The following is an 18270-nucleotide window of genomic DNA, read 5'->3' on the forward strand; positions in this document are numbered from 1 at the left end:
AAAAAATAGAATACCATAAAAAAACCGCTGTTTTGATTACAAAACAGCGGTTTATAGGGCCTTAAGCCACTGGCTTATTTACTGGGATAGGTGGGCCATTTAACGCCTGAGAATTTCTCTAAGCAGCGTACCACCTGGCAGCTGTAACCAAATTCATTGTCATACCAACAATACAATATCACATTATTACCTTCGACAATGGTGGCCACCGAATCAATCACACAAGCCTGTCGTGAACCCACAAAATCGGTGGATACCGCTTCCGTAGAAATGGTGTATCCGATTTGTTGCTGTAACTTGGAGTGCAATGATTTATAACGTAAAAACTCATTCAACTCTTCTAAGGTGACATCTTCGTTAAGTTGCACATTTAACATCGCCATCGACACGTTTGGCGTCGGTACCCGAATGGCATTACCGGTGAGTTTACCCGTTAGTTCCGGCAACACCCGTGACACCGCTTTAGCGGCACCGGTTGAGGTCAGCACCATATTCAAGGCTGCGCTACGACCACGGCGGTCTTTTTTGTGATAGTTATCAATTAAATTCTGATCGTTGGTATAGGCATGCACGGTTTCAATGTGGCCATGTTGGATGCCATATTTATCATTCAAGCATTTCAGTACCGGTACAATGGCGTTGGTGGTACACGAAGCGGCGCAAATAATTTCCTTATCCGGGGTGATCTGATCATGGTTAATGCCATAGACAATGTTCGGGATATCGCCTTGAGCAGGTGCCGTTAATAACACCTTGGCCGCACCCGGACGCAAATGTCCGCGTAAGCCTTCTTCATCTTTCCAAACACCGGTATTATCAACAATGATGGCATCATTGATACCATATTCAGTGTAATCGATATCCGCCGGTGAATTGGCATAGATAATCTGTACCTCGTTACCATTAATGACCAGCTTGTTCTGATCATGCAAAACCCGAATGGTGCCGTGGAATTTACCGTGAACCGAATCCTTTCGCAATAATGCAGCACGTTTTTCCAAGTCATTTTTTTGACCGGTATTACGTACCACGATGGCGCGAAGCACCAGAACATTACCACCACCGGTTTTATCAATCAGTAAACGCGCCACCAATCGACCAATCCGGCCAAAACCATACAACACCACATCCTGGGGTTTTTCCAAAGGTTTTTTATCAGAACCAATCAAATGTGCCAGCTCTTTCTTGACATAGGCATCGACATCCGATTGCTCAATGTCATCGTAACTGTTGGTTTTAAAATAACGATACACCATCTTGCCAACATCAATGTGCGCAGGCCCTAAGGGTAATTGAGCAATGGCTTTAATAAACGGATACGTTTCGTATTCACTGAGCTCGTTGCCTTCTACCTGGCGAACAAAACGATGGGCTTTCATAAGATCAGTCACTGACTGATTAATCATGCTTTTACCGTACATATACAAAGATACATTACGGCGCCGGTACAAGCGGCCAATCAGCGGAATCATGCCCTCTGCCAGAGCTTCTCTTTCTTTCCAGTCAGCAAAAAATTCGGTGGGTAACGGTCTGTTGTCTTCACTCATAGCGATTTATCTCTATTTGAAGGGTTAATAGATAAGAACGATTTTAATGGCTGCGCATTTTACCACCAAATCCCTATCTCAGCCACCAAAGAGGTATTTTATGAGCCTACCAATAGATCAGTTTTATCTAAAATGATAAAACATACCTCTTAACCACCACTTTTGAGGTAGGCGGAGGAGAGGTATTCAAACAATATAATATCTCAAAGGCAAAGTGATTTTTTTAAAACTATCCCTCATTTTACTTTAATTCAGGATAGTTATGACATCTTGATTGATATTGTTGTTTGATTGTTTAAAAGGGGATCTTGAAGGTCCCACCACTGACATAGATAATTATTTTCAAAATGGTTTAGTCTACCCTTTCTTTGAGCTCATAAATTCCAAAAATATAAAATGGCGCATGTTCAGTTACTCTTTGATTACTCAATTTTCTGATTGAATCGGCTGCATCTAAATCACTGACAAGACCATATTCATTAATAAAGGGAATATATTGCTCAAACAACTTTCTATCGTTACCCCCATAGCCACAATTACTCACACCACTAATCAGCATAAAATCTGCAATATCATAACCAAGAAAATTAAGCTGAATAGAATCCGTATTCAGACATTGATTCCAATTTGGCCAATAGATTTCAGAATTATCCAAATGGTTAAAGAAACGACGATAATCTGTCACAGGCATAGAAACAGCTATAGTCGAATGACTATCACCTAATCGGAAATCGGGATGACAACCAATATCGTATGTTTGAAATTCACTGTGTTTTTTTCAAAGTCATCCCAAACAGCTGTGTCTACAGAAAGCGCTACTTTAATTTCATTTTTCAGTAAAAAACGTCTTTTTCTGTCACTGCTCCACTGGTCTAAGTTGTCTTTTTTAGTCTTGTACATAAAACAAGATAAACATTCACTATTGTGGTTAAAAAATGACATTTTCATCTTCCTATTATAAAAACATTTGCTTCCCAGATTAAAACCCAGTAGAATGCGCGGCTGACTGAGGAGTGGTAGTTCAGTTGGTTAGAATACCGGCCTGTCACGCCGGTGGTCGCGGGTTCGAGTCCCGTCCACTCCGCCAGTTCTTAAGATGCCTTAAAACGACGATCCCGGTTGTTTTAAAAACGCTTTTTCTTCTTCAGTTGATACCCTTCCCAAAACCTGATTACGGTGCGGATAACGTCCGAATCGAATAATGATGTCGCGATGCTGTTTGGCATAATCTAAACTACTGGCATCACCCAGCGCTTCAAATAATTTCACAGATTGGTCTTGTATGGCTTTGGATTCGCTGTGCATAAACGGCATAATCAAAAACTTGGCTTGATTTTGAGGTAATTTCAGATAATCGCAATGGCGCAACGCTTCTTGCGACAGGATAAGTGCCATGCCATCTTGAGCAAATGCCTCGCCTTGGTTTCTTAACAAATTTCTGGAAAATTGATCCAAAACAATAATTTCAGCTAATCGACCCTCAATTGAGCTGCGCCATGCACTTAGTTCGCCGGCGGCAGCCTGTTGCCAGATTGAAAAAAACTGTGTTCTGATGGCATCATCAAAAGCCTTGTCTTTTTTAAACCACATCGCCGGTTCAACCCCATACCAAAAGTTTAAAACCTGTTGCGCCTCTTGTTGATTTGTTTTATCCATATCCACCTCTGTCAAGTTGTTAAATGATTCCTTCATAAAACTGAGCACAATAAGCTTGTATACTTTAAATTCCCATCATCACATCTTAAGTTCAATAGGATGACTCTCTTATTAAAGTTTTTCCTAGAAACAACTTGGAAATTCAGTTTTGCTAAATTTATTCTCAGTCTTTGAAGAGGTCTGTTAATTATTATAGTTTATGTGTCGCTGTTTTTTGAGTATCATGTTCCGTTTTATGCCGATTGTGACCATGAGACTATTTTTAATCCCCTTACTTATCTTGTTAACAGCCTGTCAATCTTTACCCACTGACAAAAAAGCATCTGAATCGCTTTCAGAGAGTGAATTACAACGACCGGATCCCCACTCACTGGCTAATTTTGAGGATGTCGTCATCACTCATTTAAAATTAGAATTGAAAACTGATTTTGCGGATAAGGCCCTGAAAGGCCACGTGGTTATTAACTATAAAAAATTAAATCCGGACGTGAAGTACATGGTTTTGGACACCCGAGATTTAAAAATTCGTCGCGTGTCATTGGCCAATGACAGCAAACAACAATTATCGTGGCAACTGGGACAAGCTGAAGCCACTTTGGGCAGTGCATTACGAATTAAATTACCTGAAGGTGAAGCGGCCATTCGTATTGATTACCAAACCCATCCAAAAGCCAGTGGCTTACAATGGTTAAACCCAACACAAACCGCCACCGCCAAGCACCCGTTTTTATTTTCTCAGTCCCAGGCCATTCATGCGCGAAGTTGGATTCCGTTACAAGACACACCGGCGGTACGTTTTACCTATCAAGCACAGATTGAAGTGCCAAGCGCTTTGCGGGCGGTTATGAGTGCTAAAAACAACCCTGAAATAAATCCTGATGGCATTTATCAATTTGATATGCCGCAAGCCATACCCTCTTATTTAATGGCCATTGCTGTGGGTGATTTGCAGTATAAGAAAATCAGCGAACATGTGGCCATTTATGCCGAGCAGCCTTTTTTAGAGCCCGCGGCTTATGAATTCGCCAAAACTGAAGACATGATCACCGCTGCAGAAAAACTTTACGGTGAGTACCGCTGGGGTGATTATGATTTATTGGTGCTGCCACCAAGTTTTCCCTTTGGCGGCATGGAGAATCCGCGTCTGTCTTTTATCACACCGACTGTGATTGCCGGAGACCGTTCATTGGATTCATTGATTGCTCATGAACTGGCACATTCCTGGTCAGGAAACTTAGTCACCAATGCCCGCTGGTGTGATTTATGGCTTAACGAAGGCTTTACGTCCTATATTGAAGCACGGCTGGTAGAAGCGGTTCACGGTCAGCAACGTATGATTATGGAAGCCGCTTTAAACTTACAAGGCTTACAAAAAGAAATGGCGGATTTACCTGAAGCGGAACAACGTTTATCCACCTGTGAGGTGAACCTAGACAGCGAGGATGTCTTCAGTGGTGTCGCCTATGACAAAGGCCGTTTCTTTTTAGAATGGATGGAAAAACAAGTGGGTCGTGCTGATTTTGATGCTTTTTTAAATCAATATTTTGATCACTTTGCATTTAAAAGCGTCACATCTAAGCAATTTATCGCCTATTTACAAGAAAACTTGATGGCACAACATGCAGATAAATTGCCACTGGATATTGTTAACACGTGGATTTATGGCCCTGGTTTACCGGATGTTTTATATGTACCGGTTACCGATAAGTTCGAAGTCATTAATGACAACATTGCGGCATGGCATAATGGCACACGCAACCTAGCAGACATTGAAACCGACAAATGGACCACCCAAGAGTGGCTGCATTTTCTGCGCGCCTTACCAACACCGCTTGATAAACAAACCATGCAACAGCTGGATAAAACCTTTGATTTAAGCAACAGCCAAAACAGTGAAATTGCCCATGACTGGCTGTTGCTCAGTATTCGCTATCACTACGAACCTGCTTACAGTCGCCTGATAAAATATCTGACCACCATTGGTCGCATGAAACTCATTGTGCCACTGTACAAGGCCATGATGGAAACCGATGAATTACAGCATTTAGCTCAGCGGATATATCAAAAAGCCCGACCGGGTTATCACCCGTTGGCACAATCAGCAGTGGATCCGATTGTTAACCACCAATCCGATAACCTTTAATCTTTAAACATCTGTGCCGTATCCAATGTGGTTTATGTAACCAGGTTTCTTTTATTGGGTACGGCATTTTTATAACGAAACACCAGGCCCAGCGATATTATTGCGGTACCAAAAAACCCGAGCGCAATGGGCCATAAATTGCCGTCTAACTGTTGCGAAATAGCGATACCGATAACGGCTGCTAAAAAGGTAGAAATACTACCAATCACCGAAGCCCCCATGCCGGCCACATCACCTAAAGGCATCATAGCAATGGCCATAACATTTCCAAACACCAAACCAACGCACATATTAATCAGCGCAACAGCTGCAACAAACACCCACAAAGGCGCTAAACCACTGTATGCAAACATTAGCCCAATATGAATAACATTAATTACAACCAAAGCAATCAAGGCATATAAAGTTACCCGCATGGCACCAAACCGCATGACAACCCGTGAATTAATAAACGCCGCTAAACCAAAAAACAGAGCCAGCAACCCAAAAATATAGGGGAATTTTTCTGGCACACCGTACAAATCAGCAAATATCTGCTCAGCACTGTTTAAGTAAGCCATAAAACCACTAAAAATAACGCCACTCACCACCGCAAAAACAATGGCCAATGGCTCGGTCACCACCTGAATGAATGACGCTTTTAACCGAGATAATCGCAACGGTTTTTTATGATGTGGTGCCAAAGACTCGGGCAGCCGCAACCAGGTCCATAAAAATACCGCCAGACCAAACCCCAAAAAAACGTATAGAATTAAATGCCAATGTCCCAGCCACAGCAATAAACTACCTACGGTCGGAGCAAACACCGGCACCAAAATAAAAATCAGCATCACCAAAGAAGTGACCTTGGCCATTTCATCGCCTTTAAAAAAATCTCGGGTAATGGCGTTAATCATAATTCGCGCAGCAGCGGCACCCACACCTTGTAGAGCCCGTGCCAATAAAAACACCCAATAATCATCCGCCACCATCAGCCAGAAGGAAGCGGCGATATAAATCACCAACCCAAATAACACCACCGGCTTTCTGCCCACCGAGTCCGAAATCGGACCATACAAAATCTGTACTGAAGCAAACCCCAACATATAGGCACTGACAATCCATTGTTGTAAATTGGCTTCTTGTAAACCAAAGGAGTTCAATATCTCAGGCATCGCCGGCAGCTGTAAATCAATGGTCAAAGCACCCAAGGAACTGAGCATGGCTAACAACACAATCAGTTCAAAGTAATAAATTTGTTGTTGGTTTTTTTTGAGTTTCATTATTATTATTCAAAAAGCAAAAGCCGTACCCGAAGGTAACGGCTTAATGAGTGTGTTTAAATTGCGCGTTTAATCGCCGGACAAAATCACGTCATCATAAAAAGGTATGTTGTGTTGGGCACACAGCGACTTAACATGTTCAATGTCAATACCCGCTAATTTAACCTGAGTGCCGTTGCTTAATATAAGCACCGGAAACGTATCACCCTTTTCTTGCCAGACTTCAGCTTTGGCAATTTCATGCCAGGTGTAGTTAACCAGAGTGCGTTGTGCCTGAGAGTAAACCGTAAAGCCAAAAGGCGTGGCAAACAAACGCGGTTTCTTATTGGGGAAAAACCGCATACGGATGAAGTTGACCAACAACACCACCGGCACCAACACCACGATTAACAATATAATGGGTATCAGAAGCAACAACAAGGCAATAAACAGCAACCAACCCAAAGGGTTGGGCCCATTGGGTACAAATGTTAACACCCGATTTTTAATTTCAATTTTTTTCACACATTATCCATTAATCAATTATTTTGTTGTCACCTACACTCAGGTAAGCAAATTCAACAGTCTTTTTTGAGTACTGCCTTGGTTTCCAAATATTCATAAAATCCCGCCACCCCACGTTCGCGACCATTACCGGATTGTTTATAACCACCAAATGGTTCAGTCCCCTGCATGGTGGCACCATTGACATGAATAACACCGGCGCGTAAACCCTTAACGATGTTATTAACTCGGCCTTCATCGTTACCGGACACATAACCCGATAAACCATAGGGATTATCATTGGCCATAGCAATGGCCTGTTGATCATCCTCATAAGTCAATATCGATAACACCGGACCAAATATTTCTTGTTTGGCAATCGACATGTCATTTTCGACATCAGAAAAAGCCGTTGGTTTAACATAAAAGCCTTTATTCAGGCCGGCCGGATATCCGGGCCCACCGGTAACTATTCGAGCACCTTCTGCAACGCCGTTTTCAAGGTGATTTTGAATCCGTTGCCATTGGGTTTTCGATACCACCGGACCTGTAAAAGTGGTTTCACTGCCGGGATCACCCACATGAATTTTTTCCAGGGTTTTCTTAACAATATCCTCGGCTTCCTGCTGCCTTGATAATGGCACAAACAGGCGTGATGGGGCATTACAATTTTGACCGGAATTAACACATAACGCTTTGGCGCCGCCGGCAACCGCTTTTGAAAACTGCTCTGCAGATAAATCGTCTAAAATAATATTGGCGGATTTACCACCCAATTCCTGGGTGACGCGTTTAATGGTGGCAGCGGCATCTTTAGCCACTTCAATGCCCGCTTGAGTCGATCCGGTAAATGACACCATATCAATGTCGGGGTGTTTTGAAATCGCTGATCCGACAGTGGGTCCGTCACCATGAACCATATTGACCACACCGGCAGGCACACCGGCTTCTTCAAGCACTTCCATAAGAATTTGAGCGGAAAAGGGCGCCACTTCTGATGGTTTCCAAACCACAGTATTACCGGTGGCCAATGCCGGCGCTAATTTACAGCCAATTTGATTCATCGGCCAATTCCATGGCGTAATTAAACCACACACGCCAATCGGCTCAAATCGGGTTTCGCTGCCATCGGTTTTTTGTACAAATTCAAAATCACGCAAAATATTCAACGCTGATTTAAAATGACCATAACCACTTTTAGATTGGTGGTCAGCGGCCAACCATTTGGGGGCACCCATTTCTTCGGTGATGGCAGCCGCGATATCAGTACTACGCTCTTTATAGACTTCACAAATACGTGATAATAAATCCATACGCGTTTGTTTATCGGTTTGTGAAAAACTTTTGAAGGCCTTGCGAGCGGCTTTGACCGCAGCATCAACATCTTCGGATTGACCCGCCGCCACTTGGCCTGCCACGACCTCAGTGGCCGGGTTAATGACATCAATAACGTCTCGCTGCTCGGCCGACTGCCATTGTCCATTGATATAAAATTGTCTGTAATCGCGCATACTTAAAACCTGTTCATTTAATTTCACTGTTTTATATGGTTACAACCTTGGTTTGATTCAAGTTACAGGTGAGCAGTTAACTTAACCCTAACAGCTTCTGACTTACAATCCCAACCATGTCGTTTATTAAAAATAATCCAACCGGTAACCCCAAAGCCATGCACATGGAAGCGGCCGGTTTAAAGGCCTTGTCGGATTTAATCCAACAATTAAAATTAGCAATTCACATCCCCAAAGTGATATCCGTTGACGACCAACAGTTGTCTTTAGAACGCATTGTCAGCCGCAAAGCCACACAGGCGCAATGGCAATTATTGGGAGATCAGTTGGCAGTCATGCACAAAGCCCGTCAACAGACTTTTGGCTATACGGATGATAATTATATTGGCCTCAACCCACAAAAAAATGGTTTGTTCGAAGACTGGGGCAGGTTTTTTTATCAGCAACGCTTGTTGTTTCAATGTCAGCTAATCAAAGACCCGCATATCCGCGCTGAATTGCAAGATACCCTGTCCAACTTACAAACGCCCTTAATCAACTGGCTGAATGAACTTTACTCATTGCCATCACTGCTTCATGGAGATTTATGGTCGGGCAATGTTTTATTCAGTGAGGACAAAATTTGGTTAATTGACCCGGCTGTTTATTGGGGTGATGCGGAAGCCGATATCGCCATGACGGAGTTATTTGGCGGTTTTCCAAAAGCCTTCTATGGCGCCTATCACGCCCAACTCCCGCGTTCAGCGCAGTACCCGATAAAGAAAATCTGTTACAATCTCTATCATTACTTAAATCATTATAACTTATTTGGACATGGATATTTGGCTGCTTGTCGCAATCATTTAAACCAGTTAAGCAACGCTTTGACCTAATTAATATGCAAAAAACCACACCCTTTTTAATGTTTAAAGGCCGCGCCAAAGAAGCCATTAAACGCTACCAAGACTGCTTTGCCGATTGCCGTGTTAAACAAATTGATTATTTCGGCAACAAGCCCAAAGCCATGGCCGGATGTGTTAAATATGCAGAGCTAAGCATCAATGGCCAGGATTTAATTATCATTGATTCACCTGTTGAACATGCCTTTGGCTTTACGCCGGCCATATCTTTTATGGTGGACTTTGATAATCCCAATAAACTCAAAAAAGCTTACCACCAGCTCTCCCAAGACGGTGAGATTATGATGCCTTTAAATCATCATGATTTTGCCGAACAATATGCCTGGTTTAATGACAGTTATGGTGTGTCATGGCAATTTCGTTATAACCCCAAATAATTTCCATCCTTTATGCCTAAAAAGAATAATAAAGACACCCTTTTACGCCACTGGCATCTTTTGAGGGCCTTACCATCCAAAGGTCCGGGCATCACCACCCGAGAAATCACTGATTATTTAACCACACTCGGTTATGCCACAGACATCCGCACCACCCAACGTGATTTGGTCAAATTAAAACAAGTCATGGCCATTGAATGTAATAACAAAGGCAAACCCTATGGCTGGCACTGGCAGGCCGGCATGGGCGGTGATATACCGGCACTTGATATCTCCGATGCGTTGACTCTTCATTTGCTGGGCAATCGCCTACAAACATTAGTCCCCGAAAGTATGATGAGTGTATTCAAAGGCCGTATAGACAAAGCACGAAACCAACTTAAGCAACAATCCGGCAACTGGCAAAACAAGGTGGGCATCAGTGAAGAAACTTTGGGCTATATCGGCCCAACACTAGATGCCGAGATTTTTGAAAACTTAAAAAATGCCCTGATTAATAACCACCAAATCCAGGTGAAGTATCAATCATTACAAGAACCACAAGCAAAAGATTTGATACTGCATCCGCTGGCTTTGGTGTTGCGCGGAGTCAGAACCTATCTCATTGCCCGAACCCACGACGCAAAAACCGATGACGTCATGCCTTATGCCGCCCATCGTTTTAAAATGGTTCGGGTGTTAACGCATAAACAAGCCAAACGTAAGAACTTTAAACTCAAAGAATGTCTGGACAGTGATCTTATGCAATTTGGTGTTGCTGAGCCCATGGATTTACAGCTGAAGCTCGATGCCGTGATGTATAAAATATTACAAGAAACGCCACTGGCCAAAAATCAACAATTAACCCCCCGGGAAGATGGTGGCTTGTTAGACATCCGGATTCGTGACAGTTGGTCATTAAAATGGTGGATTTTGTCGAAGTCAGAACATGTCGAGGTTCTGTCACCACACGACTACCGCCAAAAAATAGCCAACATCTTATCGAAAGCAGCTGAAAGGTATAAATAAAAAATATTTTATTTGACAGACTTTTTATTTAACTTTACTATGCATGGCATGAACTATTTAATTCAGCACAACCATCACCACCACGTTTTAACAAACGGGGTTGGTTAGTGCCATAAAGAAAAAACTAAAAAAAGCCCCGTTCACTGAAACGGGGCTTTTTTTTGCTTTTAATTTAACCATAAACAACAACATGAATTTTTTAAACAACCAAAACTTACATCATCACCATCATCGTTTACATCAGCGACGATGGTTTTGAGAGCGCGTATAAATTAAAAATCAAAACCCCGTCGCCATTGGCCTCGGGGTTTTTTATTTCCGGAACAATGGCGACATAACAATGATTACTAAGGAGAACCTATGACAACATTAAAAATCGCCATCCCAAAAGGCAAACTACAACCGGCCATCAGTGAACTATTGGCCGACATCGGCATTCAGCTTTATGGTGATGTCCGTAATTACCGACCCGGCTGTTCCGATCAACGCTTAGAGGTTAAATTATTAAAAGGCCAAAATATTCCATCATTGGTGGAAATTGGTCAGCACGACATTGGTTTTGCCGGCCTGGATTGGGTCGCCGAACAAAATGCCGATGTCGAGGTGATTAATAATTTAGGTTTTAATCCGGTGCAAATTGTGGCTTGTATTCCCGAAGACTGGGACATCGCCAACTTAAAAAAACGTCCTATTATTGTGGCCACGGAATACATGAATTTAGCCAAACAGTATTTGGATAAACAAGGCTTTGATTATCAACTGATTCGCTCTTATGGCGCCACCGAAGTGTTTCCGCCTGAGGATGCCGATATGGTGATTGATAACACCAGTACCGGCACCACCATAAAAGCCAATCGGCTAAAAATTATCGACACCGTTTACCGCAGTTCAACTCAATTCATTGCCAATAAAAACACCTTAAAAGACGCCGATAAAAAACCCATTATTGATGATATTCTATTGCTCATGAACGGGGTTCTGAATGCCCGTGAGCGGGTACTGCTGGAAATGAACTGTCCCAAATCTGTGGTGGCCGATATTGTTAAGCTGTTACCGGCGATGCGTTCACCCACCGTCAGCGAACTTTATAACAGTGATGCTTATTCGATTCGCGCAGCCGTGCCCACCAAAGCAGCAGCGGCCTTAATCCCGCAACTGATTGCCGCCGGTGCCGTGGACATCCTTGAACTACCGATTCGTAAGGCCGTGTGATGCAAGAATTACCACAACAACCCCGTTATAAGCTGGACTTTAATGAACGCAGTGATCACCAGCCTGACTGGATAGCGCAAGCCAAGGTCAACACCGATAATTTATGGCAATACCCCAATCGGCAACGACTTGAACAACAATTGGCACAAGATTTAACCTTACCAAACGACGCCGTGTTGCTCACCAATGGCGGTGATGAAGGCATTGATTTATTGTTTAAATACAGCACCATTAACAACAAACAACTGCTTATACCCGAGCCTTGTTTTAGTCAATACAGTCACAACGCCGAGATTTGGCAGAATGATTGCCGTTTTATTTCGGTCGATGCTTCTAAACCACTGGCCATCAATCAGGGCTTATTGATTCAAAATATTCAAGCCAATCAATGGCTGGTCATCACCCGACCCAATAATCCCACCGGTGAAATTATTTATAAATCTGATTTAATGACCCTTATCAAAGCCGCAGAAAAAACCCATGCCAAGGTGTTTATTGATGAAGCCTATATTGAATTTTCAGAGCCTGAAAAAAGCCAAGAATTAATATCTGCCGAAGACTATATCGCCATGAATAATGTGGTGGTATTACGCACGTTTTCCAAAGCCTTTGGTTTAGCGGGTGTTCGGGTGGGCTATTTATTAGGCAACCCCGAACTGATCAATCAATTTCGCCGTTTAGCACCCCCTTTTAATGTGTCATCTGTTGGCTTACAACTGGCCACCCAGGCCTGGCAAAACCGGGATCAGGTTTTACCCTATACCCGACAAATAGCCAGCAATCGTCAGCGCCTGACTCAACAACTCAATGATTATGGCGTTGAGGTATTTCCAAGCCAGGGTAATTTTGTGCTGTTTAATGCCAGCGATGCCATGAAGACATTGCTATTTAATGTATTACAACGGCATGGAATTTTAATTAAAACTGCGTTGAACGGGCTACCCAGTGCCGTGCGTATAACGGTGCCATTCAATCTCGACACGCTCAGCAAAGTACTCGACAAAGTCTTCTCACCAAAACTCATTGCCTTTGACATGGATGGTGTGTTGATTGATACCGGTGACAGTTATGACCAATGCATTATCAATACCGTGCGAGATTTGTCCGGTGCAACTGTTAATAAGCAAGATATTCAAAACCTAAGAGACGCAGGCGGCTATAACAACGACTGGGATTTATCCTTGGCGCTATTAAAAAATCGTGGCTATTCAGGCGAGTTAGACCGTGTTATTACCGTCTTTCAAAACCACTATTTAGGTCAGGAAAACCAAGTCGGATTAATCGAACAAGAACGAACCCTGATTTCGATGGGCTTATTGCAGCAATTAAAACAAGACAATGGCCTCAACACCGCCGTAGTCACCGGTCGACCCCGCGCCGAAGCCCAATTGGGTTTAGCAAAAATCAACTGGCAGCCTCATGAGGTGATCAACGCCGATGATGTGAGTCGACAAAAACCCGACCCCGAAGGTTTGTTACAGATCAAAAATACCCGACTTGTCGATGACAATGCCGGTTGTTGGTTTATCGGTGATACCGTCGATGACATGCAGGCCGGCCGTGCCGCCGGATTTATTTGTATCGGCATTGGTCCTGATGAATCTCTTTTAACTCAGGCCGGTGCTGATCTGGTTCTGAACAACGTCAATCAAATGGAGTCTTTATTATGATTACCATCAACCGCGAAACCAAAGAAACCCGGATTTCTCTGCAATTAGATATTAACGGGCCAAACGAGAAAAGCAACATCAACTCCGGCCAGCCATTTTTTGATCACATGTTAGATCAACTGGCCACCCATGCCGGCTGGTGCCTGCAATTAGACATGGACAGTGATTGGCAGGTGGATGATCACCACGGTATCGAAGATGTCGCCATCTGTTTAGGCCAAGCGTTAAAACAAGCCTGGCAAGCGACTGCAGGTAACCAACGTTACGGCCAACGCTTACTGCCCATGGATGAAACTTTGACCACGTGTGCGGTGGATTTATGCGGTCGCCCCTACGCCGTGATTAATTTACCCTTTTCACAGCCGCTGCTCGGTGGTATTAACACCGAAATGTGGTCACACTTTTATTATACCCTGGCCATTAATGGCGGTCTTTGTTTACACATCAACAACCAATATTTTGGTAACAACCATCACTTGGTAGAAAGTAGTTTTAAAGCATTGGCCTATGCCTTAAAAGAAGCCCTTACACCGACCAAACAACAACGCAGCACCAAGGGTGTGTTATGAAGCCGGCGGTTATCATTGACTTAAATTCAGGCAACTTACTGAGTTTAGAGAATGCACTTAATCGGGATGGGCAAGCGGTATGCCGCATTCAAAAGCCAAGTGCTTATGACTTTCGCGGTGATGAAATCTTGGTGTTACCCGGGCAAGGTCGTTTTGCTTTTATCAGCGAACGCATGGATGTTCTTGGTTGGCGCAGTTTTTTAAGCGACTGGCTCAATCAAGGCGGACATTTAGTGGGTATTTGCGTGGGTATGCAAATTTTATTTGAAGGCAGTGATGAAGACCCTGAGGCCCCGGGTTTAGGCTATTTCAGCGGACGTTGTCAGCACTTAAAGCACCCTAAAACACCGATGGTCGGCTGGGCCAAATTAGACAGCTATAAATTGAACATGAAAGATCAATATGCTTATTTTGTCAATTCTTACGGGGTGCCGGATTGCGATGCCAGCACCGCTAAAGTGACTTACGGTCAGCCCTTTTGTGCTGCGGTACAAAAAGGTCGCGTCTATGGCTTTCAATTTCACCCGGAAAAATCAGGCCGTTTCGGTCGGGAGTTATTACAACATGTTTGTCAATAAACACAACTCGGATTTAACCGCTCGCATTATTCCCTGTCTGGATGTGGCTGCCGGACGGGTGGTCAAAGGCACCAACTTCAAACAGCTGGTGGATATGGGCGATCCGGTGACATTGGCCAAAAAATATGAGCGTCAGGGGGCAGATGAACTGGTGTTTTTAGATATCAAAGCCAGTGTCGATAAGCAGCCTTCGGCACTGGCGATGGTGCGCGATGTGGCCATGAATTTATCCATACCCTTCGCCGTAGGCGGTGGTATAAAGACCATGGATGATGTGCATCGCTTTTTTCACGCCGGTGCCGATAAAGTCACCTTGAACACCATGGCGGTGGCACAGCCGGAGCTGATAAATCAAATCGCCACACAGTACGGCAGTCAGAGTATTGTGGTGGCCATTGATGTCAACCGTGAAGCCAACGGCGATCTGGCCGTTTACACCCATGGCGGCAGTCAGCGCAGTGCTTTAGATTATCGTCTTTGGTTACAAGAAGTGGTGGATCGCGGTGCCGGTGAAATCCTGCTCACCGCCATGCATAAAGACGGCACCGGTAGCGGTTTTGATTGCGATTTATTGGCTGATTTTGGGCCTGATTATCCGATTCAAGTGATTGCCTCTGGCGGTGCCAACAAACCTGAAGATTTTTATGACGCCATCAAAGCCGGTGCCGATGCGGTGTTGGCCGCTGGTATTTTTCACCGTGACGAATACACCGTTGCGGATATTAAAGAATATCTTATTATTAAAAACATTCACATGAGAACAATATTATGATGATACCCTCTATCGACCTAATGGACGGCAAAGCCGTACAACTACAACAGGGTCAGAAAAAAGTGATTGAGCGTGACGATGTGTTTGCGCTGCTCGAAGAATTTTCTCTCTATGGCGAGGTGGCTTTAATCGATCTCGACGCCGCCATGGGTCAAGGCGACAATCAATTACTTATTGAACAACTATTGCAAAGAAAGCCTTGTCGTGTGGGCGGCGGTATTCGGGATTTGGCCACCGCACGGCGTTATCTGGCCGCCGGTGCCAGTAAAATTATTTTAGGCACAGCAGCCACCGCAGACTGGGTCAACGAGTTACCGCGGAACGCCCTGGTTTTTGCCATCGATGCCAAAGGCGATTATTTAACCACCCACGGTTGGCAACAAACCCAGAACCAAACCGTCAGTGATGCCATCACCCAATTAGCACCCAATTGTGGCGAATTTCTCTATACCCAAGTCAATAATGAAGGCATGATGCAAGGCATCGATAAACCACGCATATCGGCGGTTATTCAACAAAGCCCACGACCGGTGACAGTGGCCGGCGGCATCAGTACCGTGGCCGATTTAACCTGGATAGCGCAACAAGGTGGCAATGCCCAAATCGGTATGGCCATTTATTCCGGCGCCATTCAACTCGATGAGGCGTTGATGGCGATGGTGGATTTTGACAAAGCCGACTTAATACCGACTGTGGTACAAGACATCGACAGCCGCCAGGTTTTGATGCTGGCTTATTCTAATCGAGCCTCTTTACAACAAGCTTTAAAACAAAAACGGGGCATTTACTATTCACGTTCGAGACAGGAATTATGGCGCAAGGGCGATACCAGCGGCGATGTACAACAATTAATTCAAGTGGACGTAGACTGCGATGGCGACACGCTGTTATTTTTAGTTAAACAAACCAATCAAGCCTGTCACCTTAACCGCTATAGCTGTTTTGCCAGCCAACAATTGCCGTATTCTTTAAATTATCTGGATGATTTATTTAATCAACGACTTAATCAAAATTTGCAACAACCAAGTTTTACCCAACAATTACTGACCAGCACCGCATTACAAATCGAGAAATTAGAAGAGGAATGTCAGGAGCTGATTGAGGCGAAATCACACAGCGAAGTCCGCTGGGAAGCTGCAGACGTGATCTTTTTTGCACTGGCCATGGCCAAAGCCCGCGGTGTTAGTTACCGAGATATTATTAACGAACTCAGGAGTCGAAATCATGAACGCTGATATCATCTCTATTCAGGATTACCAACGACCTGCGATGACTCAGCAGGCAGCCATTGTCGAAACTGTGCGCAATTTGATAGAACAGGTAACGTATCAGGGCGACGCCGCCATTGATCAATTCAGCCGTGACATCGACGGTTTCAGTCCTGAACGCATAATACTGACAAATTTTGAAGACTATGATTTATCGGATGAATTAAAAGCCGCCATCAAAAGCAGCCACCAACGCATTAAAAAATTCTGCCGGTTTCAAGCCCAGGGGCTTAAAACAGCCTCTTATCAAGATGATTGTGGTGAATTTACCACCCTTTACCAACCGATTGAACGCATCGGTGCGTATATTCCCGGCGGTCGTTTTCCGCTTATATCAACGGCGCTTATGACCTTAACCCCGGCCAAAGTGGCCGGCTGCCCGGTGCGCATTGCATGTTCACCGAGCGATCATCCGGCCATTATGGCGGCCGCTTCGCTGGCCGGTGCCACCGACTTTATCAAAATTGGCGGCGCGCAGGCAATTGCCGCCTTGTCCTTCGGCTGGCAAGACATGACTCCGGTTAATATGATTGTCGGACCCGGGAATGCCTATGTCAATCAAGCCAAAGCGCAGATTCAACACCGCACCAAGATAGACACCTTAGCCGGGCCCAGTGAACTACTCATTTATGCCAACCAAGTTAAACGCATTGACTGGCTGGTGGCCGATGCCCTGGCACAAGCCGAACATGACCCAAACGCTGTGAGTGTGGTGGTCAGCGAATCCATGTCACTATTAAACAATATTAAAGCGGATTTACAAGGTCGGGATAAAGCCAACGCCTTGTTCCAACAAGGTAACATTGTGTTACTGCACAGTGACAGCCAAACCGACAGCATCGATTTTATTAATGATTATGCCCCCGAGCATTTACAGGTCTGTTTATCCGATATCAATCCCGGTTTATTCACCAATTACGGATCACTGTTTTTAGGTGAAAATTCTGCGGTGGCATTTGGTGATTACTGCAGCGGTCCGAACCACACCTTACCCACCGCCGGAGCCGCTAAGTATTCAGGTGGTCTCGGCGTCCATCAGTTTTTAAAAGTCTTAACTCAGCAATCAATCAATAACCAAGGTCGCATGACTTTAGCCAAAATAGCGGCAGAGATGGCGCGCGCCGAAGGCTTAATTGAGCATCAAAACAGTGCTGAATTAAGACAATGAGACTTCTGCAGAAGTCTCATTTAAGCTTTTGACCGGCTTTTAAATAAACAAATATGTCACCTTTGTCATGAAACTGTCACACTCAGCTTTCATAATGTCACGAATTATGCAGAGGTCACACAGGGATATTAGACTTTTTTATTTCAA

At 44.2% G+C, this 18270-nt stretch carries 18 protein-coding genes and 1 tRNA gene; 12 read left to right on the forward strand and 7 right to left on the reverse strand.

The features are described 5' to 3' along the window. Window positions 1-74 precede the first annotated feature (74 nt). The 3 genes from OS173_RS02425 to OS173_RS02435 all read right to left on the reverse strand — a co-directional run bounded on the left by OS173_RS02425 (window position 75) and on the right by OS173_RS02435 (window position 2447). Window positions 75-1547, reverse strand: a complete 1473-nt coding sequence (locus tag OS173_RS02425; RefSeq protein WP_267182683.1) for a glyceraldehyde-3-phosphate dehydrogenase — start codon at window positions 1545-1547, stop codon at window positions 75-77. 352 nt (window positions 1548-1899) lie between these two features. Beyond that, window positions 1900-2238 carry a hypothetical protein gene (locus OS173_RS02430; protein WP_267182684.1) on the reverse strand — a complete coding sequence of 113 codons (339 nt, stop codon included), beginning with the start codon at window positions 2236-2238 and terminating at the stop codon, window positions 1900-1902. A gap of 29 nt (window positions 2239-2267) precedes the next feature. After that, on the reverse strand, window positions 2268-2447 hold the full coding sequence (locus tag OS173_RS02435; RefSeq protein ID WP_267182685.1) for a hypothetical protein: 180 nt from the start codon (window positions 2445-2447) through the stop codon (window positions 2268-2270). Between the two features lie 110 nt (window positions 2448-2557). Between OS173_RS02435 and OS173_RS02440 the strand changes: the two genes are divergently transcribed. Next, window positions 2558-2634, forward strand: a tRNA-Asp gene (locus OS173_RS02440). Window positions 2635-2648: 14 nt separating this feature from the next. Here the strand turns inward: OS173_RS02440 and OS173_RS02445 are convergent. Then, a complete protein-coding gene (locus OS173_RS02445; protein ID WP_267182686.1) occupies window positions 2649-3203 on the reverse strand; it encodes a DUF924 family protein in 555 nt (184 codons plus the stop codon). Between the two features lie 250 nt (window positions 3204-3453). On the opposite strand from OS173_RS02445, the gene OS173_RS02450 reads away from it, so the two are divergent. Next, window positions 3454-5346 (forward strand): M1 family metallopeptidase, encoded by a 1893-nt coding sequence (locus OS173_RS02450; RefSeq protein ID WP_267182687.1) that lies wholly within the window; start codon window positions 3454-3456, stop codon window positions 5344-5346. A gap of 32 nt (window positions 5347-5378) precedes the next feature. On the opposite strand, the gene OS173_RS02455 is transcribed toward OS173_RS02450, so the two are convergent. The 3 genes from OS173_RS02455 to OS173_RS02465 form a co-directional block, all read right to left on the reverse strand. Then, the gene (locus OS173_RS02455; protein WP_267182688.1) at window positions 5379-6608 is read right to left on the reverse strand and encodes a multidrug effflux MFS transporter; all 1230 of its coding nucleotides are present in this window, start codon (window positions 6606-6608) and stop codon (window positions 5379-5381) included. A 69-nt stretch (window positions 6609-6677) separates the two neighbouring features. Next, window positions 6678-7112: a hypothetical protein gene (locus OS173_RS02460; RefSeq protein WP_267182689.1), complete on the reverse strand. Its 435-nt coding sequence runs from the start codon at window positions 7110-7112 to the stop codon at window positions 6678-6680. Between the two features lie 53 nt (window positions 7113-7165). After that, the gene (locus OS173_RS02465) at window positions 7166-8602 is read right to left on the reverse strand and encodes an aldehyde dehydrogenase family protein (RefSeq protein ID WP_267182690.1); all 1437 of its coding nucleotides are present in this window, start codon (window positions 8600-8602) and stop codon (window positions 7166-7168) included. 116 nt (window positions 8603-8718) lie between these two features. Between OS173_RS02465 and OS173_RS02470 the strand changes: the two genes are divergently transcribed. The 10 genes from OS173_RS02470 (at window position 8719) to hisD (ending at window position 18123) form a co-directional block, all read left to right on the forward strand. Beyond that, on the forward strand, window positions 8719-9474 hold the full coding sequence (locus OS173_RS02470) for a fructosamine kinase family protein (RefSeq protein WP_267182691.1): 756 nt from the start codon (window positions 8719-8721) through the stop codon (window positions 9472-9474). A gap of 5 nt (window positions 9475-9479) precedes the next feature. Then, window positions 9480-9878, forward strand: a complete 399-nt coding sequence (locus OS173_RS02475; RefSeq protein ID WP_267182692.1) for a VOC family protein — start codon at window positions 9480-9482, stop codon at window positions 9876-9878. A 12-nt stretch (window positions 9879-9890) separates the two neighbouring features. Then, window positions 9891-10886 carry a helix-turn-helix transcriptional regulator gene (locus OS173_RS02480; protein ID WP_267182693.1) on the forward strand — a complete coding sequence of 332 codons (996 nt, stop codon included), beginning with the start codon at window positions 9891-9893 and terminating at the stop codon, window positions 10884-10886. Between the two features lie 360 nt (window positions 10887-11246). Then, on the forward strand, window positions 11247-12098 hold the full coding sequence (gene hisG / locus OS173_RS02485; protein WP_267182694.1) for an ATP phosphoribosyltransferase: 852 nt from the start codon (window positions 11247-11249) through the stop codon (window positions 12096-12098). Beyond that, the gene (locus tag OS173_RS02490) at window positions 12098-13768 is read left to right on the forward strand and encodes an aminotransferase class I/II-fold pyridoxal phosphate-dependent enzyme (RefSeq protein ID WP_267182695.1); all 1671 of its coding nucleotides are present in this window, start codon (window positions 12098-12100) and stop codon (window positions 13766-13768) included. The genes hisG and OS173_RS02490 overlap by 1 nt, the downstream gene beginning before the upstream one ends. Continuing rightward, window positions 13765-14337 carry an imidazoleglycerol-phosphate dehydratase gene (locus tag OS173_RS02495; protein WP_267182696.1) on the forward strand — a complete coding sequence of 191 codons (573 nt, stop codon included), beginning with the start codon at window positions 13765-13767 and terminating at the stop codon, window positions 14335-14337. The genes OS173_RS02490 and OS173_RS02495 overlap by 4 nt, the downstream gene beginning before the upstream one ends. Beyond that, entirely contained in the window at window positions 14334-14915 is a 582-nt protein-coding gene (gene hisH, locus OS173_RS02500; RefSeq protein ID WP_267182697.1) for an imidazole glycerol phosphate synthase subunit HisH, read from the forward strand. The genes OS173_RS02495 and hisH overlap by 4 nt, the downstream gene beginning before the upstream one ends. Continuing rightward, entirely contained in the window at window positions 14902-15687 is a 786-nt protein-coding gene (gene hisF, locus OS173_RS02505; protein WP_267182698.1) for an imidazole glycerol phosphate synthase subunit HisF, read from the forward strand. The genes hisH and hisF overlap by 14 nt, the downstream gene beginning before the upstream one ends. After that, entirely contained in the window at window positions 15684-16922 is a 1239-nt protein-coding gene (gene hisI, locus OS173_RS02510) for a phosphoribosyl-AMP cyclohydrolase (RefSeq protein WP_267182699.1), read from the forward strand. The genes hisF and hisI overlap by 4 nt, the downstream gene beginning before the upstream one ends. Beyond that, complete coding sequence (gene hisD, locus OS173_RS02515; protein WP_267182700.1) at window positions 16912-18123, forward strand: histidinol dehydrogenase; 1212 nt, start codon at window positions 16912-16914, stop codon at window positions 18121-18123. Before hisI ends, hisD begins: the two co-directional genes overlap by 11 nt. Window positions 18124-18270 lie beyond the last annotated feature (147 nt).

The sequence above is a fragment of the Marinicella gelatinilytica genome (assembly GCF_026410405.1).
In the GTDB taxonomy this organism is placed as follows: Bacteria; Pseudomonadota; Gammaproteobacteria; order Xanthomonadales; family Marinicellaceae; genus Marinicella; species Marinicella gelatinilytica.

Coding starts and splice junctions, on each gene's coding strand:
- OS173_RS02445 (WP_267182686.1), bottom strand. CDS start 3,203: ATGGATAAAACAAATCAACAAGAGGCGCAACAGGTTTTAAACTTTTGG.
- OS173_RS02430 (WP_267182684.1), bottom strand. CDS start 2,238: ATGCCTGTGACAGATTATCGTCGTTTCTTTAACCATTTGGATAATTCT.
- OS173_RS02425 (WP_267182683.1), bottom strand. CDS start 1,547: ATGAGTGAAGACAACAGACCGTTACCCACCGAATTTTTTGCTGACTGG.
- hisF (WP_267182698.1), top strand. CDS start 14,902: ATGTTTGTCAATAAACACAACTCGGATTTAACCGCTCGCATTATTCCC.
- OS173_RS02480 (WP_267182693.1), top strand. CDS start 9,891: ATGCCTAAAAAGAATAATAAAGACACCCTTTTACGCCACTGGCATCTT.
- OS173_RS02475 (WP_267182692.1), top strand. CDS start 9,480: ATGCAAAAAACCACACCCTTTTTAATGTTTAAAGGCCGCGCCAAAGAA.
- OS173_RS02470 (WP_267182691.1), top strand. CDS start 8,719: ATGTCGTTTATTAAAAATAATCCAACCGGTAACCCCAAAGCCATGCAC.
- OS173_RS02435 (WP_267182685.1), bottom strand. CDS start 2,447: ATGTACAAGACTAAAAAAGACAACTTAGACCAGTGGAGCAGTGACAGA.
- hisI (WP_267182699.1), top strand. CDS start 15,684: ATGATGATACCCTCTATCGACCTAATGGACGGCAAAGCCGTACAACTA.
- OS173_RS02465 (WP_267182690.1), bottom strand. CDS start 8,602: ATGCGCGATTACAGACAATTTTATATCAATGGACAATGGCAGTCGGCC.
- OS173_RS02495 (WP_267182696.1), top strand. CDS start 13,765: ATGATTACCATCAACCGCGAAACCAAAGAAACCCGGATTTCTCTGCAA.
- OS173_RS02490 (WP_267182695.1), top strand. CDS start 12,098: ATGCAAGAATTACCACAACAACCCCGTTATAAGCTGGACTTTAATGAA.
- hisD (WP_267182700.1), top strand. CDS start 16,912: ATGAACGCTGATATCATCTCTATTCAGGATTACCAACGACCTGCGATG.
- OS173_RS02450 (WP_267182687.1), top strand. CDS start 3,454: ATGAGACTATTTTTAATCCCCTTACTTATCTTGTTAACAGCCTGTCAA.
- hisG (WP_267182694.1), top strand. CDS start 11,247: ATGACAACATTAAAAATCGCCATCCCAAAAGGCAAACTACAACCGGCC.
- hisH (WP_267182697.1), top strand. CDS start 14,334: ATGAAGCCGGCGGTTATCATTGACTTAAATTCAGGCAACTTACTGAGT.
- OS173_RS02455 (WP_267182688.1), bottom strand. CDS start 6,608: ATGAAACTCAAAAAAAACCAACAACAAATTTATTACTTTGAACTGATT.